The organism is Butyrivibrio sp. XB500-5 (genome assembly GCF_003625505.1).
GTDB lineage: Bacteria > Bacillota > Clostridia > Lachnospirales > Lachnospiraceae > Butyrivibrio.
Window position 1 is genome coordinate 33,746 of sequence record NZ_RAIS01000004.1, and the last position, 18,831, is coordinate 52,576.

15 protein-coding genes and 1 pseudogene are annotated in these 18,831 nt (G+C 42.4%); 4 read left to right on the forward strand and 12 right to left on the reverse strand.

Going from position 1 to position 18,831, the window contains the following annotated elements:
• Positions 1 to 38: 38 nt before the first annotated feature.
• From D6856_RS15375 to D6856_RS15175, 3 genes and pseudogenes are all read right to left on the reverse strand, one after another.
• A complete protein-coding gene (locus D6856_RS15375) occupies positions 39 to 1,157 on the reverse strand; it encodes a cob(I)yrinic acid a,c-diamide adenosyltransferase (protein ID WP_243114057.1) in 1,119 nt (372 codons plus the stop codon).
• A 191-nt stretch (positions 1,158 to 1,348) separates the two neighbouring features.
• Positions 1,349 to 1,600, reverse strand: a pseudogene (locus tag D6856_RS15550) (S41 family peptidase); the annotation flags it as partial.
• Between the two features lie 152 nt (positions 1,601 to 1,752).
• A complete protein-coding gene (locus tag D6856_RS15175; protein WP_158588877.1) occupies positions 1,753 to 1,905 on the reverse strand; it encodes a hypothetical protein in 153 nt (50 codons plus the stop codon).
• A gap of 231 nt (positions 1,906 to 2,136) precedes the next feature.
• On the opposite strand from D6856_RS15175, the gene D6856_RS08180 reads away from it, so the two are divergent.
• Positions 2,137 to 4,758 (forward strand): flagellin N-terminal helical domain-containing protein, encoded by a 2,622-nt coding sequence (locus D6856_RS08180; RefSeq protein WP_120686497.1) that lies wholly within the window; start codon positions 2,137 to 2,139, stop codon positions 4,756 to 4,758.
• 71 nt (positions 4,759 to 4,829) lie between these two features.
• Here the strand turns inward: D6856_RS08180 and D6856_RS08185 are convergent, their stop codons facing one another.
• Genes D6856_RS08185 through D6856_RS08195 form a run of 3 tightly spaced genes read right to left on the reverse strand, consistent with a single transcriptional unit; the run spans position 4,830 to position 8,563 of the window.
• Positions 4,830 to 5,498 carry a hypothetical protein gene (locus D6856_RS08185; RefSeq protein WP_120686498.1) on the reverse strand — a complete coding sequence of 223 codons (669 nt, stop codon included), beginning with the start codon at positions 5,496 to 5,498 and terminating at the stop codon, positions 4,830 to 4,832.
• Positions 5,499 to 5,513: 15 nt separating this feature from the next.
• Complete coding sequence (locus tag D6856_RS08190) at positions 5,514 to 7,889, reverse strand: ABC transporter permease (RefSeq protein ID WP_158588878.1); 2,376 nt, start codon at positions 7,887 to 7,889, stop codon at positions 5,514 to 5,516.
• A 2-nt stretch (positions 7,890 to 7,891) separates the two neighbouring features.
• Complete coding sequence (locus D6856_RS08195; protein ID WP_120686500.1) at positions 7,892 to 8,563, reverse strand: ABC transporter ATP-binding protein; 672 nt, start codon at positions 8,561 to 8,563, stop codon at positions 7,892 to 7,894.
• A 155-nt stretch (positions 8,564 to 8,718) separates the two neighbouring features.
• Here D6856_RS08195 and yihA point away from each other — a divergent pair, with 155 nt between their 5' ends.
• Positions 8,719 to 9,330 carry a ribosome biogenesis GTP-binding protein YihA/YsxC gene (yihA, locus tag D6856_RS08200; RefSeq protein WP_092243913.1) on the forward strand — a complete coding sequence of 204 codons (612 nt, stop codon included), beginning with the start codon at positions 8,719 to 8,721 and terminating at the stop codon, positions 9,328 to 9,330.
• A 99-nt stretch (positions 9,331 to 9,429) separates the two neighbouring features.
• Here the strand turns inward: yihA and D6856_RS08205 are convergent, their stop codons facing one another.
• The 4 genes from D6856_RS08205 to tig all read right to left on the reverse strand — a co-directional run bounded on the left by D6856_RS08205 (position 9,430) and on the right by tig (position 14,032).
• Entirely contained in the window at positions 9,430 to 10,371 is a 942-nt protein-coding gene (locus D6856_RS08205; RefSeq protein ID WP_120686501.1) for a hypothetical protein, read from the reverse strand.
• A gap of 181 nt (positions 10,372 to 10,552) precedes the next feature.
• Positions 10,553 to 11,818 (reverse strand): ATP-dependent Clp protease ATP-binding subunit ClpX, encoded by a 1,266-nt coding sequence (clpX, locus tag D6856_RS08210; protein ID WP_120686502.1) that lies wholly within the window; start codon positions 11,816 to 11,818, stop codon positions 10,553 to 10,555.
• Complete coding sequence (gene clpP / locus D6856_RS08215; RefSeq protein ID WP_092243922.1) at positions 11,818 to 12,420, reverse strand: ATP-dependent Clp endopeptidase proteolytic subunit ClpP; 603 nt, start codon at positions 12,418 to 12,420, stop codon at positions 11,818 to 11,820. Before clpP ends, clpX begins: the two co-directional genes overlap by 1 nt.
• Before the next feature lie 121 nt (positions 12,421 to 12,541).
• Positions 12,542 to 14,032: a trigger factor gene (gene tig, locus D6856_RS08220; protein WP_120686503.1), complete on the reverse strand. Its 1,491-nt coding sequence runs from the start codon at positions 14,030 to 14,032 to the stop codon at positions 12,542 to 12,544.
• Positions 14,033 to 14,457: 425 nt separating this feature from the next.
• Between tig and D6856_RS08225 the strand changes: the two genes are divergently transcribed.
• Positions 14,458 to 16,470: a methyl-accepting chemotaxis protein gene (locus D6856_RS08225; protein WP_120686504.1), complete on the forward strand. Its 2,013-nt coding sequence runs from the start codon at positions 14,458 to 14,460 to the stop codon at positions 16,468 to 16,470.
• 76 nt (positions 16,471 to 16,546) lie between these two features.
• On the opposite strand, the gene D6856_RS08230 is transcribed toward D6856_RS08225, so the two are convergent.
• Positions 16,547 to 17,098, reverse strand: coding sequence for a DJ-1 family glyoxalase III (locus tag D6856_RS08230; RefSeq protein ID WP_120686505.1), 552 nt, complete (start codon positions 17,096 to 17,098; stop codon positions 16,547 to 16,549).
• Positions 17,099 to 17,208: 110 nt separating this feature from the next.
• Here D6856_RS08230 and D6856_RS08235 point away from each other — a divergent pair, with 110 nt between their 5' ends.
• Positions 17,209 to 17,742: a CYTH domain-containing protein gene (locus D6856_RS08235; protein WP_330544197.1), complete on the forward strand. Its 534-nt coding sequence runs from the start codon at positions 17,209 to 17,211 to the stop codon at positions 17,740 to 17,742.
• A gap of 41 nt (positions 17,743 to 17,783) precedes the next feature.
• On the opposite strand, the gene D6856_RS08240 is transcribed toward D6856_RS08235, so the two are convergent.
• Complete coding sequence (locus D6856_RS08240; RefSeq protein WP_120686506.1) at positions 17,784 to 18,824, reverse strand: LacI family DNA-binding transcriptional regulator; 1,041 nt, start codon at positions 18,822 to 18,824, stop codon at positions 17,784 to 17,786.
• Positions 18,825 to 18,831: the final 7 nt, after the last annotated feature.

Genomic DNA, 18,831 nt, shown 5'->3' on the forward strand with positions numbered 1-18,831 from the left:
AATTGCCGTTATACAGCAATCGGTCCGCCAAAGCATCATCAATATTCAATTCCGTGCCTTGCATCAATTCCCTTATCGTACGGATGACGGATTTTTTCCATGTAGGTAATGTAGTCCGCCTTTTCTGAAAGGAGCTCGTCGGCGTTTCTGCCGGTCATGACAATTTCCATGTCATCCGGCTTGTTGTCGATCAATTCTTCAAGCTTCTTTTTATCTATAACACCGTAGTTAAACGGATATGTGATCTCATCCATGATGAGCACATCGCACTCGCCGTTTTGGATTAGCTCCGCGATCTTATCAAGTATCTCGTTATGAACCACGCGGAACATCTCGCACTGCGCTTCATCGTCTCGCTTGAGCCAGCCGAGCTCCTTCTCGCTTCTTACAACAGTAATTCCCGGTATAAGTTCAAGCGAAACAAGCTCGGAAGTTTTTCTGCCCTTCATAAACTGAGAAAAGACAACCTTCTTTCCAGCGCCTGCTGCCCTAACGGCAAGTCCTATCGCCGCCGTGGTCTTTCCTTTTCCTTCTCCCGTATACAAGTGAATAAGGCCTTTTCCGCTCTTGTCATCATCCTTGGAAACCGCTCTTTTCGCAGCGGGTTCCTTTCTCATGGGGCAGCTGACCGCGCTGCAATTCTCGCAGTCTGAATGCTTCCTGCTTCTCTTTTTATGAAGCTTTGCGGAAAAGACAACGCTCTTTTTCGGAACCAGTACAAAAGATTCGTTACACTTTACGATCTTTTGCCCAAGCTTTTTCATTACAGCGGCAAGCTCTTCAAGAGGCATCTTATCGCTGCCCGCAAAGACATAGCTTCCCACGTAAAGTCCGGTCTTTTCAAATATCTTTTTATCAACCTCTTCATAAGCAAGCGAGAGCATCTCCGTTCCGAGGCAATCGACGATAAACGCCTTCTGTATCTCGCCTTTTTGCAAAAGAGAATCCTGAAAGCTGTCGAAGGCATCTCCGAGCGTAACGACAACATAGACAGTCTCGCCCTCGATCACATGATGGAAACTCGCATGCACTCTCGGGTGAAGCTGTCTATATAGCATCACAATATCTTTTTTCTCACTTGTCTTAAAATGGTAACGCTTGATAAAACCTGAGATTCCGTTCTCATCAAGCTCAACCGCCAGAGGTTCAAAGGTCATAACCGTTCAATCTCCATTACTACTTTTTACCGGCTTGGCCCGCGCATAGATCACTCTTTACCGCTGCCATGAAAGCATGCAACAAACAGAGCCACTCCTATAGCAATCCAAACTGCAATATCCATTTTGTTACCTCTTTCCTTTTATTACTCTTTTCATTATAAACATATTCCTATTTTCACCTCAAGTTTTCAGTTTATTTCATTTAATATATGCTTCCAGATCCCATGGTCATCGCACCTCTTAGTATAATCCGTAAGGGAGTCGACGCTCTTTGAATTCACTTTCCAATTGTACGCCGTCACAGACAGCTTGCATCTCTTGTTCTGCACGGATACAATCTCGCAATTACTCAGGAAAAGATTGCAGGAGCGGACACAATCATCAAAATCTCCTCCCACACACTTCCTAAGATCCAATATCAGATAACCGTAGTCCGTATCTTTAACTGCTTTATATCAGCAGATCCGTGAATTTTTCGTATCTTGGCAAAATTACTGTAGGGATAAGGTTAAAGCTTATGCGATCATGATACGCTTCTATTTCCGCCTCACCCGGCTTTTCTTCTACTGCCGAAGTTAATGCCTCCCTTACTTCATCGTACAAAAAAGGCTTTGTAATAAATCGCAGTGCATCTATATAAAAAGCCTCTTTGTATCTTTCTGTCCGAGATGTCGCGAACCAACCCGTCGAGCTTATTAACAATTTCAAACTGATCATCGCAAATACCTATGCATATTTTCCCCATTTTTTGCCTCCTTTATACAAGCGTTTAATTTGCTACAGTCTAGTTAACAAGCATATTATACAATAAATCTGCTCCTTCTTGCATTTTTTTGTCAATTTTGTTAATGTTTCTTTTCGCTAGTGTGATAATATTTGTGCTATTTTTCGATATACAGATTTAAATTCTAATATTTCGAGCACCTATAACCGATATATAATAGAGGTATCCACTGATTAAATTTGAGGGTTATGTATGATAATACAGCACAACATGGCGTCGATGTTTGCGCATCGCCAGCTGGGAATTACAACAAATACAAAAGCAAAATCCGCCGAGAAGCTATCGTCGGGTTATCGTATAAACCGTGCAGCGGATGATGCGGCAGGGCTTGCTATCAGTGAGAAAATGAGAAGGCAGATTCGCGGACTGGGTCAGAACATGCTGAACATCCAGGATGGAATCAGCTTTATTCAGGTTGCGGACGGATATCTCAATGAAGTTCATGACATGCTTCAGAGAATCAATGAGCTATCGGTAAAAGGCGCCAACGGTACTCTTACCGACAAGGACAGAGAATTTGTCAACGAAGAAGTTCAGCAGATAAAGAATGAGATTGAAAGAGTCTTTGGTTCCGCCTCTTTTAATGAAATGAAGATCTTTAAGGTGCCCTATGCACCTTCTGTTACTCCCAACGAAGAGCCATATGATATCCAGGTCTTTTACAGTGCACCGGGCACTATCGGAGGTCTGGACTTTAATAATGTCAGATACAATCTTGATGAGCTAGCCGCAAAAGGTCTCGAGCTTGACGGAAACGGCAACTCGACCAAGGATCAGACTGTGGAATTCGATCTTTGGGACGGTGAAAAGGTTCATATAAGCCTTAAAGAGGGAGAATCTCTGGATAAAGTCGTAAGAAAATACGAGTGGAAAGCCGATGAGACAGGCATAAAAGTCAACAATGTAGACGTTGCCACATGGGCAGGCCTCGGAATAAGCGGAAACGGTACAGATGCAGGCACCTACTCTTTTGACTATCACGGAACCACAGTAAGCTTTGACGTTGAAGAAGGCGACGATCTTTCTTCAATAATTGAAGGCATCAACGGTAACAGCATCACCGAGCCTTCATACTGGAACATATCAGCTTCTTCCGCGACATCAAAAAGAATCTTTACACTTCCGAATGGTGTTAATAGCGTTACTGTTACCAACGCCAACAAAAATGTTGCGGATGACAAATATGAGATACTTGCCACTACCGAAGGCCTTTCTGTCAGAAGGACCGATAGGAATGATTCAACCGAAACATCAACAACAGGAGTTACCTCATGGGGCAGCTTTAAAAACATTTCAAGCAACCCTGTTCCGAGAACTCCTGCAGAGAGTACAGATTATCCGATTTCCAACTGGGGTCTTGAAAATGATTCCAACGACTCAAGCAGCATAACTTTTGATTCCGATGCAAAATACAACTATAACAAGACACTCGATAACGTGAGTATCAACTATAACTTTAAGCTTACCGATGTTTCGAGTAGAGATGAAGTTATAAGCGCCATAAACGAGACCAATCTTGGCGGAAGTGTTACTCCGGGAAATTCATCTCTTACAAACGAAAACAAATTGGGATTCAGCATCAGTAACAATAATAAAAACATCTCGGCAAACAACTACAACGCTTTTGTTTTGCAAAGAGCATACGGTCGTAACTTCGATCAAAACGGTTCGAGTATTACCGGTGAGATCAGTTGGGCCAGCACCAAGACTAATGAAACCGAACATGAACTGCGTACGGGAACTCCAAGACCCATAAGCAGTAACACAACTTATTCGGATCCAACAAGCTATTATTACCAAACAGATGACGGAAAAGTTTATCTTAGATCAAATGAAATGACTGTAACCAGAACCGACAATATGCAAAGGGTTGATACTTATACCTGGCGTGAAGATTATAATGTTGCTTTCAGCGGTTCTCTGGGAGACAGCACAATGGATGGCGAAACTCGTAATATCAGCTCTAACTATACTCAGACCAAAACATATAACTACACTGTAAAAAGCTATACATTTTCATATTCAAGTGACCGCTTGATCACAGGTGCCGAGCTAGACGAACTTAGGCAACGAGTTGACGAGGGTAACGCCATAATTGAAAACGGTGCTCACCAGATCCCTGCAGGAGAATCTACCACTCCAACCCTTGCAAGTGACACCACTTCTCATACAAGCGGCACATTGAGTTTAAGCTCAAGCTATGTTGACAACAGCAAGTCCAATCTCAGTGCTTTTGATTACAGATATGATGTATCTTACAACGATATAATAAATAAAGCCGGTGCGGCTAAAGGCGACAGCGTAAGCCTTAACCTTACATTTAACCAAAACGCCACAAGAAGTTTCAATCCTTCGCTTAGAGGAAATAGTGTCAATGAATACGACTTCATGAACATTGTGATCGTTCCTCCGAGAAAAGAAATGATCATACAGGCAACCCCCGACGGTGTATTGGGAGAGCAGATTCCTATAAATTGGAGTGCACTCAGTCTTTCCATTATCGGTATGACCGGCGCAAATACTCTTACACAGGAAGCTTCGCAGGGTTCGATCGATCTCACCAAGGCGGCGCTTGATAAAATCTCACTTGAAAGATCCGGCTTTGGTGCGGCGCAGAACAGACTTGAGCATGCGTACAATTACACCGCAAATGCTCAGGAAAACACTCAGCATTCGGAATCTATAATCCGCGACACGGATATGAACGCCGAGATAACAAGACTGCGTAATCATGAAGTCCTTCAGCAGGCAGGCGAAGCAATGCTTGCTCAGGCCAACCAATCCAAGCAGGGTGTCTTATCATTATTACAATAAAAAGGAAGTTCAATGTATGAATTACATTGAACTTCTTTTTTATTTCCTTTTATAGCACTTTTTCTTAGATATTACTTTCCGCTTTCCTTGTAAGCCGTAGATATGTAATTAACATTGCTGACCTTATCGTTTTCGTTTATTACGAAGCCAAGCTCAAAACCATCATATTCATATGTGAGGATCGGTTTGCCACTTTCCTTTGGTTCACCGTATGCAGCAATGACATCGTCCTTACTGTCTCCAACACTAATTCCCTTTGCTGTTTCCGGGCCCTGAATATTGAAGTCAATCTGTGCGGCAGACTCTTTTCCATTGTCCGTATATGTAACAAAAAGGATGCCTTCGTCCACCGTATCTGTGTGGGTACCGTAATCATAATAATTCATATCACCGGCACCTGAATTCTTTTGCTCAGGTTCTCCTAGTGCAGCAAGGGTTGTAGCTACATCATCAAGAATTGATATCTTCTTGCCGTTATATGCAAAAGCATCATCGGTCATAGAAGATAAATCCACGGATGTCTCTGTAGCTGCTCCCTCCGTAACTTCAGAGTCTGCGGAATCCGCCGCATCGGTCTTGTCTGCATTGTCGGCATTATCTGCATCACTTTCCGAAGCATCGATAACAGCTTCAACAGAAAGCTCTGTCGCAGAAGTATCCGATGTTCCGGAACCACACCCCCATAGCCCGCACATCATTACAGATGCCGTCATGATCGCCAATACATTCTTTGTTTTCATTGTGCCTCTCTCCTTTTAAATGTTTTCATTTCTGATAGTTTCAATTGTATTTTGCTTACTTATTTTCGCGATCGAATAATTCATGATCAGCGAGATAAGTAGAAATACCGCCAATATAGCTATTACCACGGGAATGATGGGGAAGCTGTACGAAGCTCCCGAGCTTTTGACTCCCGCATAATAGAGCAGATAAGAAGCTGCCACTCCTAATATTGTTCCAAAGAACAGTGATCTGGTACCCATAAATACAGTTTCCAATCGGATCATCCTATTAAACTCTTTTGATGTCATCCCAACAGATCTGAGCATGGCGAATTCAGGTTTCCTGAGCTCCATGTTGGTAGTTATGGTATTAAATATGTTGGTAACACCGATCAGAGAAAGTACTATTATGAACCCATAAAGGAAGACACCCATTAACGTAACCAAATTTCTGTGTTGTCTTGCACTTTCCTCCAGATTCCTCATAAAATAATGCGTTTCGGTTATTAAGATCTGATCTATTTCATCCTGCAACTTATCTGCATCGGTAGCGTGATAATAGATCGTAAGCGATTTTTCCGCTTCATCACTAATCAAGCTGTCAAACAATTCATCGCTGATAACATGGTATTCTGCATCGGGATAATCCAGTCCAAAAGGCCTTTCATCTGTGACATATCCGATCTCCAATGTTCCATCGAAGTTCTCGCTTTTTACAACGTCTCCTACCTGTCCGCAATTTACCGCAATTATCTTATCTTTAATGTCTTCATAGTTTAGCCCGAGTTTTTTTATGTACTTCCGATATTGTTCATCTCCGATCGCACAAACATTGTCATAGTAACCCATTTTCCTGTATATCGTATAATCATCCACTCCGTCCAACTTAGTAGTTTTGAGGAACTTGTTGTATCTGTTCGCATCACCGTAAACAGAAGACGATAAATACACATTGTAATCAGATCCCTTAAGTTCATCGCCGGCGGATGCCAACATACTACCCATAAAACTTGACAATGCTATGAAAATGAACACCGACATAACGATTGAAATTACCGTAGTTCTGTATTTCTTTTTATTTCTCTTTAAATTCTTATAAGATATTTCTCCGCCGATACCAAATAGCTTTTTAATGATCTTCGGAGATCTGACCTTCTTGGATTTGATCTTAATCTCAGCACTGTTTCTTATGGAATCGATGGGCGATACCTTAGATGCTTTTACTGCCGACCGAAGCGCCGATAAATAAATAGTTACAATACCAAATATGATAGCTATCAGGATAGCGACCGGTGAGACTGAAAACATCAGTTTTACCGACCCTAAGGCATCTCCATCTTTGTTCATAAAATAATTTATTCCGACAACCAAGATGACTGTAGCCAACCATCCGGATAATACTCCCAAAGGAATACCGATCGCTCCCAATACAGTAGCTTCATAGAATACATTTCTCCTGATCTGTTTCTTGGTAGCTCCGATACTTCTTATCATTCCGTACTGCTTAATTCTCTCTGTGATTGAAATATCAAAACTGTTCTTTATACAAAATACGGAAGTTATCACTATGATCCCCATGATCAGAAGTATTACTACCGCATAATCTCCAAATTCCTGAAACGGATTCGCTTCCAACATCATGAGATATTCATTGAAGCCATATTCATACTTGGAGTTCTCTACCTGCGCGGCCAATCCTTTGGCTGCTTTCTTGTTATATCTAAGATACACATCAACATTGCCCGCCAGCTTATTTTCATCGACGTAAGTTACAAATGTATATCCGGGAGCATCAAAAGGCTCAATATTCGTTGAAGGTCTTTCAACAACACCTACAACCGTATAAGTCTTGCCTGTTGTGCCTGTTATTTTTTCCGAGTTATTTGCATCGTACGGATCACTCTGGGTAAAAACCTCACCGGCGTCATTGACTCTTTCACCCACATTTAAAGTGACAGTATCTCCGACTTTTAAGAGATTTCTACCATTAGTCTTAAGATGGGTGGGAATGACGATCTCATTCTCGTTCTCCGGAAGTCTCCCTTCCACCAATCTGCTTGTTATATTATTCAGTGCATCCGGAGTATATGCCTTCACAAACGCATAAGGCTTGTACTCATTTTTGGTTTCTATTTCCGCATATCCCAAGTCCTGAGTCAGGCTCATTTCGGTAATATCACCATCGCTTCTGAATGTATCCAGTTCGCTTATGGGGACATCATAATACCCAACATGATAATTTCCTCTTAATTCAATCTCGTAATTGATCGTAGATTGCAGGATGCTTGAAAACATCGAAGCCACTGCTGTCAAAAGAGCTACCGACAGGATAATTCCTATGATGGTAACTACGGTTCTTTTCTTATTCAGCTTGAGATTCTTGGTGGTCAATCTGTTAAGTAAGTTCATGTTCATACCTCCTCAACAATTTTTCCATCTTCGATCTTGATTATCCTGTCCGCAGCCTTGGCAATCTCCATGTTGTGTGTGATCATGATGATCGTCTGATTCAATTCTTTATTGGATTTCTTCAAAAGAGCTACGATCTCATCGCTTGACTTGGAATCCAAGTTTCCTGTAGGCTCGTCCGCAAGAACAATTGTAGGTTCGGTGATCAGCGCTCTGCCTATACTTGTTCTCTGCTGCTGGCCTCCGGATAATTCGTTGGGAAGATGATTCCTTCTGTGCTCGATTCCCAGAAGTTCAAGCATATTATTCAAAGAATCTTTATCTACTTCCCGATCGTCCAATGACAAGGGAAGTGATATATTCTCTTCTACATTCAAGATCGGGATCAGGTTGTAAAACTGATAGACCAGACCGATCTGCTGTCTTCTGAACACAGCAAGTTCATCATCGCTTAATTCAAAAATATCTTTGCCGTCGATAAAGACTTTACCTGATGTCGGTCTGTCAACACCTCCAAGCATATGCAAAAGTGTTGACTTACCGGATCCTGAAGCTCCGACTATTGCTACAAATTCTCCTTTCCCAACAGAGAATGATGCATTGTCCAGAGCAACAACTTCAGTTGTGTCCTTACCATACACTTTGGTTAAGTTTTCCACCTTTAAAATTTCCATAAAGCCCTATTTCTCTCCTTTTATTTACGTGTATTAGTTGTACTAGTACAGTTGTATCATATGAATTTACTCCTGTCAACCCGCGTTTTTGCCTCAAAGGCTTTAATAGTGTAGAATAAACGGGAACCGATAATTAAATTGTAATGGAGAAAAAAATGGTAATTAAGAATGTAAACCTTGAAACGGTTTGTGGAATAACAAGTACTCTTCCCGATAACATACATCCCGAGTTTGCTTTTGCGGGAAAAAGTAATGTCGGCAAGAGCTCACTTATAAACGGTCTTATGAATCGTAAGAACTATGCGAGAACTTCACAGGAGCCGGGCAAAACTCAGACAATCAACTATTACAACATCAATGATGAGTTTTATCTTGTGGATCTTCCGGGATACGGCTTTGCAAGAGTTCCGGAGAAGGTTAAGCAGCAGTGGGGAAAAATGATCGAGAATTACCTCCACACATCACGGCAGCTTGTAAGAGTCTTTCTGCTTATAGATATAAGACATGAGCCTTCCGCCAATGATGTACAGATGTATAAATGGGTTGTTCATCAGGGCTTTCAGCCTGTCATCATAGCGACCAAGGCTGATAAGATCAAGAATTCACAGAGAGAAAAGCATCTCAACATGCTAAGAAACGGTCTGGGACTTCCAGAAGATGTAAGAATCTTCCCTTATTCAGCCCTAAGTAAAGAAGGCAGACAGGAAATCTATGATTTCATGGATGAGCTTCTTGCTGAAGTTAACGGAGCAGGCGAAGAAAACTAAACAAATATAATAAGCATAAAAAAGCCGCGGAAACTTTAGGTGTTTAAACACCTAAACCTCCGCGGTTTTCTTTATCTCTTTTTATCTATCAGACAAATATCAATATTCTTTTTCTACAAACACAGCGTCATACACTCCGCCGTCCATCACTACAACTCTTATATAATTGGCATCCTTAAGTTCAGGAGCAAAGTCTTTATCTCTTTCCGCTATAACTCCCTTGGGATAAATCTCATAATAGCACTGTGATATTTCATCAACGTAATATAACTGGACATGGTATGAACCATCGGCATTTTTAGTTATCTTTTCCGGAATTCCATAAGGAATAAGGTTATTATCAGGTGATGTGTACTGTGGCATTCCGCCTTCTATCATTCCTGCAGCGTCAAGCTCAAGATCACCGACTATTTCACCGCCGCCATAGTTACTGTTTGTATTATCTGTGGCTCTGTATACTCCTGCATAATCCCAGAAATCACCGTTAAGCACAAAATCATCACCGGGCAGTCTGTCAAATTCTCCGCCACCGTATGGAAGCTCTATTCTTAAATGATCTCCGGTAAGAGTATAACCATAAGTATCGCCTTTGAAGGTAGTCATTGTCTTATCGTTGAAATTAAATCCGCCAACTTCTCCATCAAAATATGCTCCGGTTCCGTCTTTATGGAAAGCATAATAATATGTGTATTGAATTTCTTTTCCTTTATAAAGTTCAGTAATGGTTCTTGCATATACTCCGCAAGGTGTTGAAGCATTGCTCTGTACACCGGCTTCCGCAGAAGTGTTCGCTGTATTCTGCATAACACCGTTATCATTTACTTTTTCTTCACTGTAATCATCTGATTTCGCTGCATCGGCTTCAATTTGATCCGCAACCGCTTCTGAAGCTGATTTAGATTCCGAAGCCTCTGATGTTACGGAAGCTTCTGTTGTCGAAGCCTCTGATGTTACAAAATTTTCATCTGTATCCGATATTTCTTTACTGCATCCGCATAAAACAAGTGTTAATGCTACCGCCCCTACTATAAGTCTTTTCATATTTATCTCTTCCTTTCGTTGCATTTCAATTGTTATCTTAGCACGAAAAGAATTGTAACATATGTTTTATTATTTGTAAAGTTTCGTAACAAATATTTTTACAAATAAAAAAGCTGCCTCTCATAAGAAAGGCAGCCTAATATATATCTGATGAAGTTCCGCTCCCGCAGGGTGATTACTTTTATTTAGCCTGTTTAAGTCTCTTGGAATCATTGTGTACGATAAGCGGCTGACTATCGCCATCCACACACGCCTCGGTAATAACGCACTCGGTGATAGTATCATCTGAAGGAATCTGATACATAACATCCATCATAGATTTTTCCATAATGGATCTGAGTCCTCTCGCTCCTGTCTCTCTTTCGTAGGCCATCTTGGCAATCTTGTGAACCGCCTCATCCTCGAATGAAAGCTTAACATTATCAAAATCAAAGAGCTTCTGATACTGCTTAACAAGAGCATTCTTGGGCTCTGTCAGAATTCTTACAAGAGCTTCCTCTGAAAGTCCCTCGAGAGTTACAGTGATAGGCACACGTCCTACGAACTCAGGGATAAGTCCGAACTTAACAAGATCCTGAGGAGTGACCTCTTTGAGAACTTCTCCGATCTCTCTTTCCGACTTATCTGCGATCTCTGCGTTAAATCCGATGGAATTGCGGTCGAGTCTTGCTTCTACGATCTTCTCAAGTCCGTCAAACGCACCGCCGCAGATAAACAGAATGTTGCTTGTATCGATCTGAATAAGTTCCTGATGAGGATGCTTTCTACCGCCCTGAGGGGGAACGCTGGCAATAGTTCCTTCCACTATCTTAAGAAGTGCCTGCTGAACACCTTCACCTGAAACGTCTCTTGTTATAGATACGTTCTCGCTCTTCTTGGTGATCTTATCGATTTCATCGATATAAACGATACCGTACTGAGCTCTCTCAATGTCATAATCTGCATTCTGAATAAGCTTAAGCAGAATGTTCTCAACGTCCTCACCTACGTAGCCTGCCTCTGTAAGAGTTGTTGCATCCGCGATCGCAAAAGGAACATTGATGATCTTGGCAAGTGTCTGCGCAAGATATGTCTTACCTGAACCGGTAGGTCCTACCATGATGATATTACTCTTCTGGAGTTCCACTTCATTCTTGTCCTCGGTCTTGGGAGCCATAACACGCTTATAGTGATTATAAACGGATACAGCCAAAACCTTTTTGGCTTCGTCCTGACCGATTACATATTCATCAAGGAAGTTTCTGATCTCCGCGGGCTTAAGCAGATTGATCTGCTGGTTGCCGGTAGGGACGGGTTCATCCTCAAACTCTTCATCAATAATATCAGAGCAGATTTCAACGCATTCATCACAGATGTAAACACCCGCGGGTCCTGCTATCAATTTTCTTACCTGATCCTGTGTCTTATTACAAAAAGAGCACCTGATCTCTGCCGGATTTTTTGCCATTATTTCTTATCCTCTTTCTTAGGGCGATTCTCAACGATAGAATCAATAAGTCCGTAATCAAGAGCTTCCTGAGCCGACATCCAATTATCTCTCTCTGTATCGGCGCAAACCTGCTCATACGGCTTACCCGTGTTCTCTGCGAGCATTCTGTTAAGTTTTTCCTTAGTCTTAAGGATGTGCTTAGCAGCGATCTCAATTTCTGTTGCCTGTCCCTGTGTTCCGCCAAGGGGCTGATGAATCATGATCTCAGCATTGGGAAGAGCCATACGCTTGCCCTTTGCTCCGCCTGCAAGAAGGAATGCTCCCATGCTTGCAGCCATACCGATGCAGATCGTGCTGACATCACATTTAATATAGTGCATTGTATCGTAGATTGCCATTCCGGATGTTATCTCTCCTCCGGGGCTGTTGATGTACATATGTATATCCTTATTGGGATCCTCAGCCTCAAGGAATAAAAGCTGAGCCACAACTATACTTGCACTCTGCGCATTGACCTCCTCGCCTAAAAATACGATTCTCTCTTTTAAAAGTCTGGAGTAGATATCATATGATCTCTCTCCGCGGCTTGTCTGTTCAATGACGTAAGGTATTAAACTCATAATTTCTCCTTCTCTAGCCTTGATAATAATAATCCAATATCCATTATATCAGCTATTTTAAAAAAAGAACATCCCGCAAACGTCATGTCTACGAGATGTTCTCTTAATTTTTTATAAAGAATCAAGCCTCTTCGGTCTTTTTCTTTCTTGTTGTTGTCTTCTTAGGCTTCTCTTCCTTAGCTGCCTTAGCCTCTGTTGTCTTAGCTGTCTTAGTAGTCTTTGTTGTCTTTGTTGCTGTAGTCTTCTTAGCAGCTGTCTTCTTAGCGGGCTTCTCTTCCTTAGCTGCGTCGTCCTTCTTAGCAGCAGCCTTCTTAGTAGCCTTCTTAGCGCTCTCCTTGACGTTCTCTACAAGGAAATCAGCAGCCTTCTGAACAGCAAGGTCGCTCTTCATCATCTTCTTCTCAGCGTCAGACATGAGCTCTTTAAGCTTATCAAGCTCCATTCTGTACTGAGTAGCCATCTTCTCAAGCTCTTTCTCGAAGTCTTCTTCTGTAACTTCGATCTTCTCCTTAGCTGCAACAGCCTCGAGAACAAGTCTTGACTTGATTCTCTCGATAGCCTGAGGCTTAACCTGCTCAAGCATCTTGTCTACAGTGTTACCTGTGTACTGAAGATACTGGTCCATGTTCATGCCCTGCATCTGAAGTCTCTGAGCGAAGTCATTAACGATCTGTCTTGACTGTGTCTCAACCATAGCCTCGGGAAGCTCCATCTCGGAATCCTCAACAACGGCTCTTACAACAGCATCTTCTCTCTTAGCCTTCTCCTCGCCTGTCTTCTTCTTAACGAGCTTGTTCTTAACGTCCTCTTTGTACTCAGCAAGTGTATCGAAATCAGAAACATCGCTTGCGAACTCATCGTTAAGCTCAGGAAGCTCCTTAGCCTTGATAGCCTTGATAGTGCACTTGAAAGTAGCATCCTTACCTGCAAGCTCTTCTGCCTGATAATCCTTAGGGAATGTAACGTTTACATCGCCCTCTTTACCGATCTCAAATCCGATGAGCTGATCCTCAAATCCGGGAATGAATGAACCTGAACCGATTGTAAGAGGATAATCTGTTCCCTTTCCACCCTGGAAAGCAACACCGTCAACGAATCCCTCGAAATCAAGAGTTACGATATCATCCTTCTGTACTGCTCTGTCTGTAACTTCAACAGTTCTGGCGTTGGTGTTTCTCTGCTTGTCGATCTCGGCATCAACGTCAGCGTCTGTAACGTCGATATCCATCTTCTCAACTTCAACGCCCTTATATTTTCCAAGCTTAACCGGAGGCTTAAGAGCAACTTCTGCTGTAAAGATGAAGTCCTTGCCAGCCTCGAGCTGTTCAACATCGATCTTGGGTGAAGATACAACATCCTCTCCGCACTCCTCTACAGCCTTGGGATATTCTGTCTCGATAAGCTCATTGGCTGCATCCTCATAGAATACTCCCTTACCGTACATCTGCTCGATCATCTTACGGGGTGCCTTACCCTTACGGAATCCGGGAAGCTGAATCTTGTTCTTATTCTTCTCATAGGCTTTCTGGATGGCCTTCTCAAGCTGGTCTGCAGATACTTCGATCTTGAGCTTAGCCATGCTCTTCTCAAGCTTCTCAACTGTTACGCTCATTTTTGTCTGTTTCCTCCTAAAAAATATTTATGTAAAGAGGCGGCTTCATGGTATCCGCGCTCTTTTTGCCTGTTTATAGGCACAATCGCTTTCAGATTATAACACACCTTAATACTAATTTCCATATTTTTTTCATTCTTGGACCTGTATAAAAAACAAACAGCCGAATGTTGTGATTTTACACAGTTTCGGAGCTGTTTATATGTCTAAAATGACGATTTTTCATTTTTTTCAAAAATTTATTTCACTTTTTAAAAAAATGGACGAAATAAAAATATATTCAATTCGGCAAAACATAAAATATTTATTAAAAATCCCTATTTCACGCCTAAAAACGCATGAAAAGAGTATAATTTTTATATCAGGTTAAACGTTAAATGCGTTAAGTTAACACATTTTATTTTACTTATGATGGAGGCATTAAAATGGCAAAGGATTCCAAACCCAAAAAGAAAAGCAACATTAAATTTGCAAACAGCATCAAGACCAGACTGATAGCCGTCATGCTATTGGTTGCAGCTGTCCCGCTTATCACATCCGTGCTGGTAAGCTACTTATCATCCGCCAAAAAGGCTGTATCCGACGCAGAACAAGGATTGGTATGGCAATCATCATACCTTCAGTCTGAATTCGAAGGTGTCATAAACCAAAACTTTATGAGTATTCAGGCTGTTGCCAAATCACCGGCAACAACAAGATTCATGGAGAACCAAGGAAACCTTGCTTATATGGAAGACGCAGCTAAATACCTGGCTGAGATCGATACTATGCTTGACGACGGCAACATCACCGTTCTGACAGGCGGAGACGGAATGCAGGTACTTCGTAACTCCGGCAAGCTGGTTGATGTAGGTAAAAGAGAATATTTCCTAGAAGCTATGAAGGGACAGACCTACGCTTCCGACGTTATAGTATCTGCATCTACCGGAGTTCGTCAGATGACAATGGCAACTCCGATATACGGATCAACAGGAAATGTCATCGGTGTCGTACAGCGTAACTACGATATGAATGATTTCCACAAGCTCCTTGAAGCTGAAGCAGAAGATGCTTTTATATGTGACAGAACAGGTCTTGTTGCTGCACATTCTCAATATGAAATAACAGCAGATAACGAAGACGACAGAAGCAAATCCACTTTTATGACTTCAGGTCTCGAAAACGGAGTATATCAGGTAGATACGAAAAAAGGATATAACGCGATCGTAGCGTATGTAAAATCCCCTCTTACCGGATATACGATCTGTGCCGCATCCGACACAAAGAACGTAACATCAAATGCCAGATCCGCAGCAGGTGCGGTAGTAATTGTAGGATTTATCCTTCTTATCATCGCTGCGATCATCTCCGTAAGGATGGCTATTTCTTTCACCGCTCCTGTCAATGAAGTTAACGACTCACTTGCAAAGCTTGCGAACGGAAGATTTGCCAAAGTGGATAAATTCACTAAGAGAAAAGACGAGTTCGGAGCCATCATAAACAATACAAACAGTGTTATCGAAACTCTCAATGATATAGTTGATAATATTAAAAATTCGGCCTCAAAGCTCGGCGACTCCTCTGAGGAGCTCTCTGATATGGCCAATCAGATCTCGAACACAGCCGATGATGTATCAAATGCAGTTCAGGAAATCGCATCCGGTGCCACACAGCAGGCTGACGAGATTCAGAAGGCATCAGCGAACGTTGTTCAGATCGGAGAAGCAGTTTCAGACGTTCAGGATTCAACGGGAACACTTGAATCTCTTGCTTCAAGAATGAAGGATGCTTCCGAGGCTTCTTCACAGTCACTTGCAGCTCTTCAGGATTCAAGCAACAGCATGACCGAAAAGATTGACGACATTTCAAGAACCATTTCCGCTACTCAGGAAGCGGTATCAAATATCAACGAAAAGGTTGAAGGCATTTCTTCAATTGCAACACAGACCAACCTCCTTTCACTCAACGCTTCAATCGAGGCTGCAAGAGCAGGCGAAGCAGGAAAAGGATTTGCGGTTGTTGCGGAAGAGATCGGAAAGCTTGCTGATGATTCCAAGCAGATGGCTGATGAGATCCGTCAGCAGATGGATGTCCTCCTCGATCAGAGTAAGGCAGCCGTTGAGGCTTCCGAAGAAGTAAGAAAAGGAAATCTCGACCAGCAGAGTGCTCTTGGTGAAACTCTTGTATCAGTCAAAGGAATGCTCGCAGATATCAGTGAAACGGTTACCGGAGTTCAGACAATCTCCTCAGGTGCCGAGAGCTGCGTATCCTCCAAGAACGTTGTATCGGATTCGATGTCTTCGCTTTCAGCTATCTCCCAGCAGAACGCTGCATCATCGGAGCAGACCGGTGCTTCCATGGAAGAGCTGTCAGCTACGGTTACAACCCTTGCAAGCTCTGCAGGAAACTTAAAAGAAATTGCAGAAAAGCTCAACGAAGATATGAAATTCTTCAAGTAAAAATAACGTGTTAAACATACAAAAAAACACCGAGGCGGTTTTTCCGCTTCGGTGTTTCTGTTTGCTCCTATTTATATCAGCTGTTAAACACAATTCCCTTCGCCATTTGATCAGCCGCCTCTTTTCCCTTGAAATGCTCAAGGATGGCAAGTGCAAAAGGTATCGCTGTTCCCATTCCTCTTGATGTTATGAAGTTTCCGTCTTTGATAACGGCATCGGTTGTCGTTGTTGCACCCAAAAGCTCCCCTTCACATCCGGGATAGCAGCAAGCTCTTTTGCCGTTTAAAAGTCCCATCTTACCGTAAACGGTAGGTGCTGCGCATATTGCCGCAAGCATCTTGCCGGCATCGTTAAACTCTTTTATCTTAGCCTTAAGAGGTTCGCACGCATCAAGATTCTTGGTTCCGGGCATTCCGCCGGGAAGAATGATCATATCAACATCGCCAAAGTCAAAGCTTTCGATCGTAGCATCCGCTTCAAGCTTAATTCCGTGTGATCCCTCAACCGCCTTGGTTCCCGTGATTGAAACCATTGTAATGTCTATCTGCGCTCTTCTGAGAATATCAACTACTGTAAGTCCCTCTATTTCTTCAAAACCGTTTGCAAGAAAAATCGCTGTCTTTGCCATTTCTTTCCTCCATAATTTTTACTTCGAATAAATTGTCATAACTGATTATAACAGATTTACCGAAGTTCTTCTGAATGATATGATTATAAAAAAACCGAAAGGCGTTCACTATGGGAATTGAAATAGAAAAGAAATTTACGGTAAAAGAGCTTCCTAAGGATCTGGATAAATATCCTTATCACATAATCGAGCAGGGCTATATGTGCGTTAATCCCGCGGTCCGCGTAAGACGTGAAGACAATAAATACTATATGACCTACAAGTGCTCTTTACCTGAAGATGAAGGCGGCATCGGAAAAACAGAATATAATATGCCTCTTACTGCAGAGAGCTACGCTCATCTGGTAGAAAAATGCGATGGCAACATAATAAGAAAAACCCGCTATCTGCTGCCCCTTAACGAGGATGCTTTTGATACCGGGTATTTAACAGAAAATCCTATGATAAAAAACGACATGGAATCAGGCAACATCAAGATTGAACTCGATGTATTCAAAGCTCCGTTCGACGGTCGCCTCCTTGCGGAGGTCGAATTCCCCACTGAAGAAGCCGCAAGTGCCTACCGGCCGGCGTCATGGTTTCTTGATGATGTCACAGGCGACTACAGATACAGCAATTCCTCAATGAGCGAAGAAAAGATTTAAACAACAAACGGCGATGAATCCACAGATTCACCGCCGTATTATTATCTCTTTTTTCCGAGTTTGCTCGTCGACTCCCCTTCAACAAGCTTTCCCGGAAGAACAATATGTTTATGCGCGCTCTCTTTATCGATGATGTTAAACAATAGCTTCATCGTCTCTTTTGAGATCTTATCAAGCGGCTGTTTGATCGTCGTAAGCCTCGGAACACAGTACTGCGAAAGTTCCTGGCCGTCAAAGCCCGCAACACTGACATCCTCGGGAACTTGAAGTCCCGCATCTTTAAGCGCCCTGAGCGCACCGAACGCAAGTACATCCGAAATACAATAAATTGCAGTGAACTTTGCTCCGGATTCTATCAAAGCCTTTGTTGTATCGTATCCGTTGTGTATCGCATAAATCTGTCTGTCGACATATCTGATAAGTTTCTTATCCTCTTTTATCCCATGCTCTTTAAGCGCAGCTTTGTAGCCTTCAAGTCTTAAACTTACAACGGAAGGCTCATCATTACCTTCGGTAAGAATAGCGATTTTCTTATGTCCGAGTCCGATCAGATACTCCGTCATCTTCTTACTCTCAAGCGCATCGTCAACGGAAACCGTTGAATACGAACTCTTACTAAGCTCATCCGAAATATCGGAACCGACCGTCGAAAAGATAACCGGTACGTTCAGCTGCTTCATCTTTTCAGCGGGATGTTTGTTGCTTCCGCCCATAAAAATGATCCCGCGAAGTCTCTTTTCTTTTTCCAGCTCAAGTGCAACGTCAACCTCGTTCTCATAAGCCTCGACGTGCCTAAGCACAAGTGCATATCCGCGCTTTTTCACCTCGTTCTCAACCACCTCGATCACAGGTGTAAAAAAGGGATTGGTGATACCCTTAACAAGAACGGCAATGCACTTGGCATCCGTCCTTTTAAGGTTACGCGCGCTGTTGTTGGGAATATATCCCGTCTCTTTTATAACATCAAGAATCTTCTGCTTGGTCGCAGGATTAATATCGGAGTGATCGTTAAGCGCTCTCGAAACCGTGCTGACTCCCACTCCGCATCTTTTTGCAATTTCTTTTATAGTGATATCCGACATATCTCTC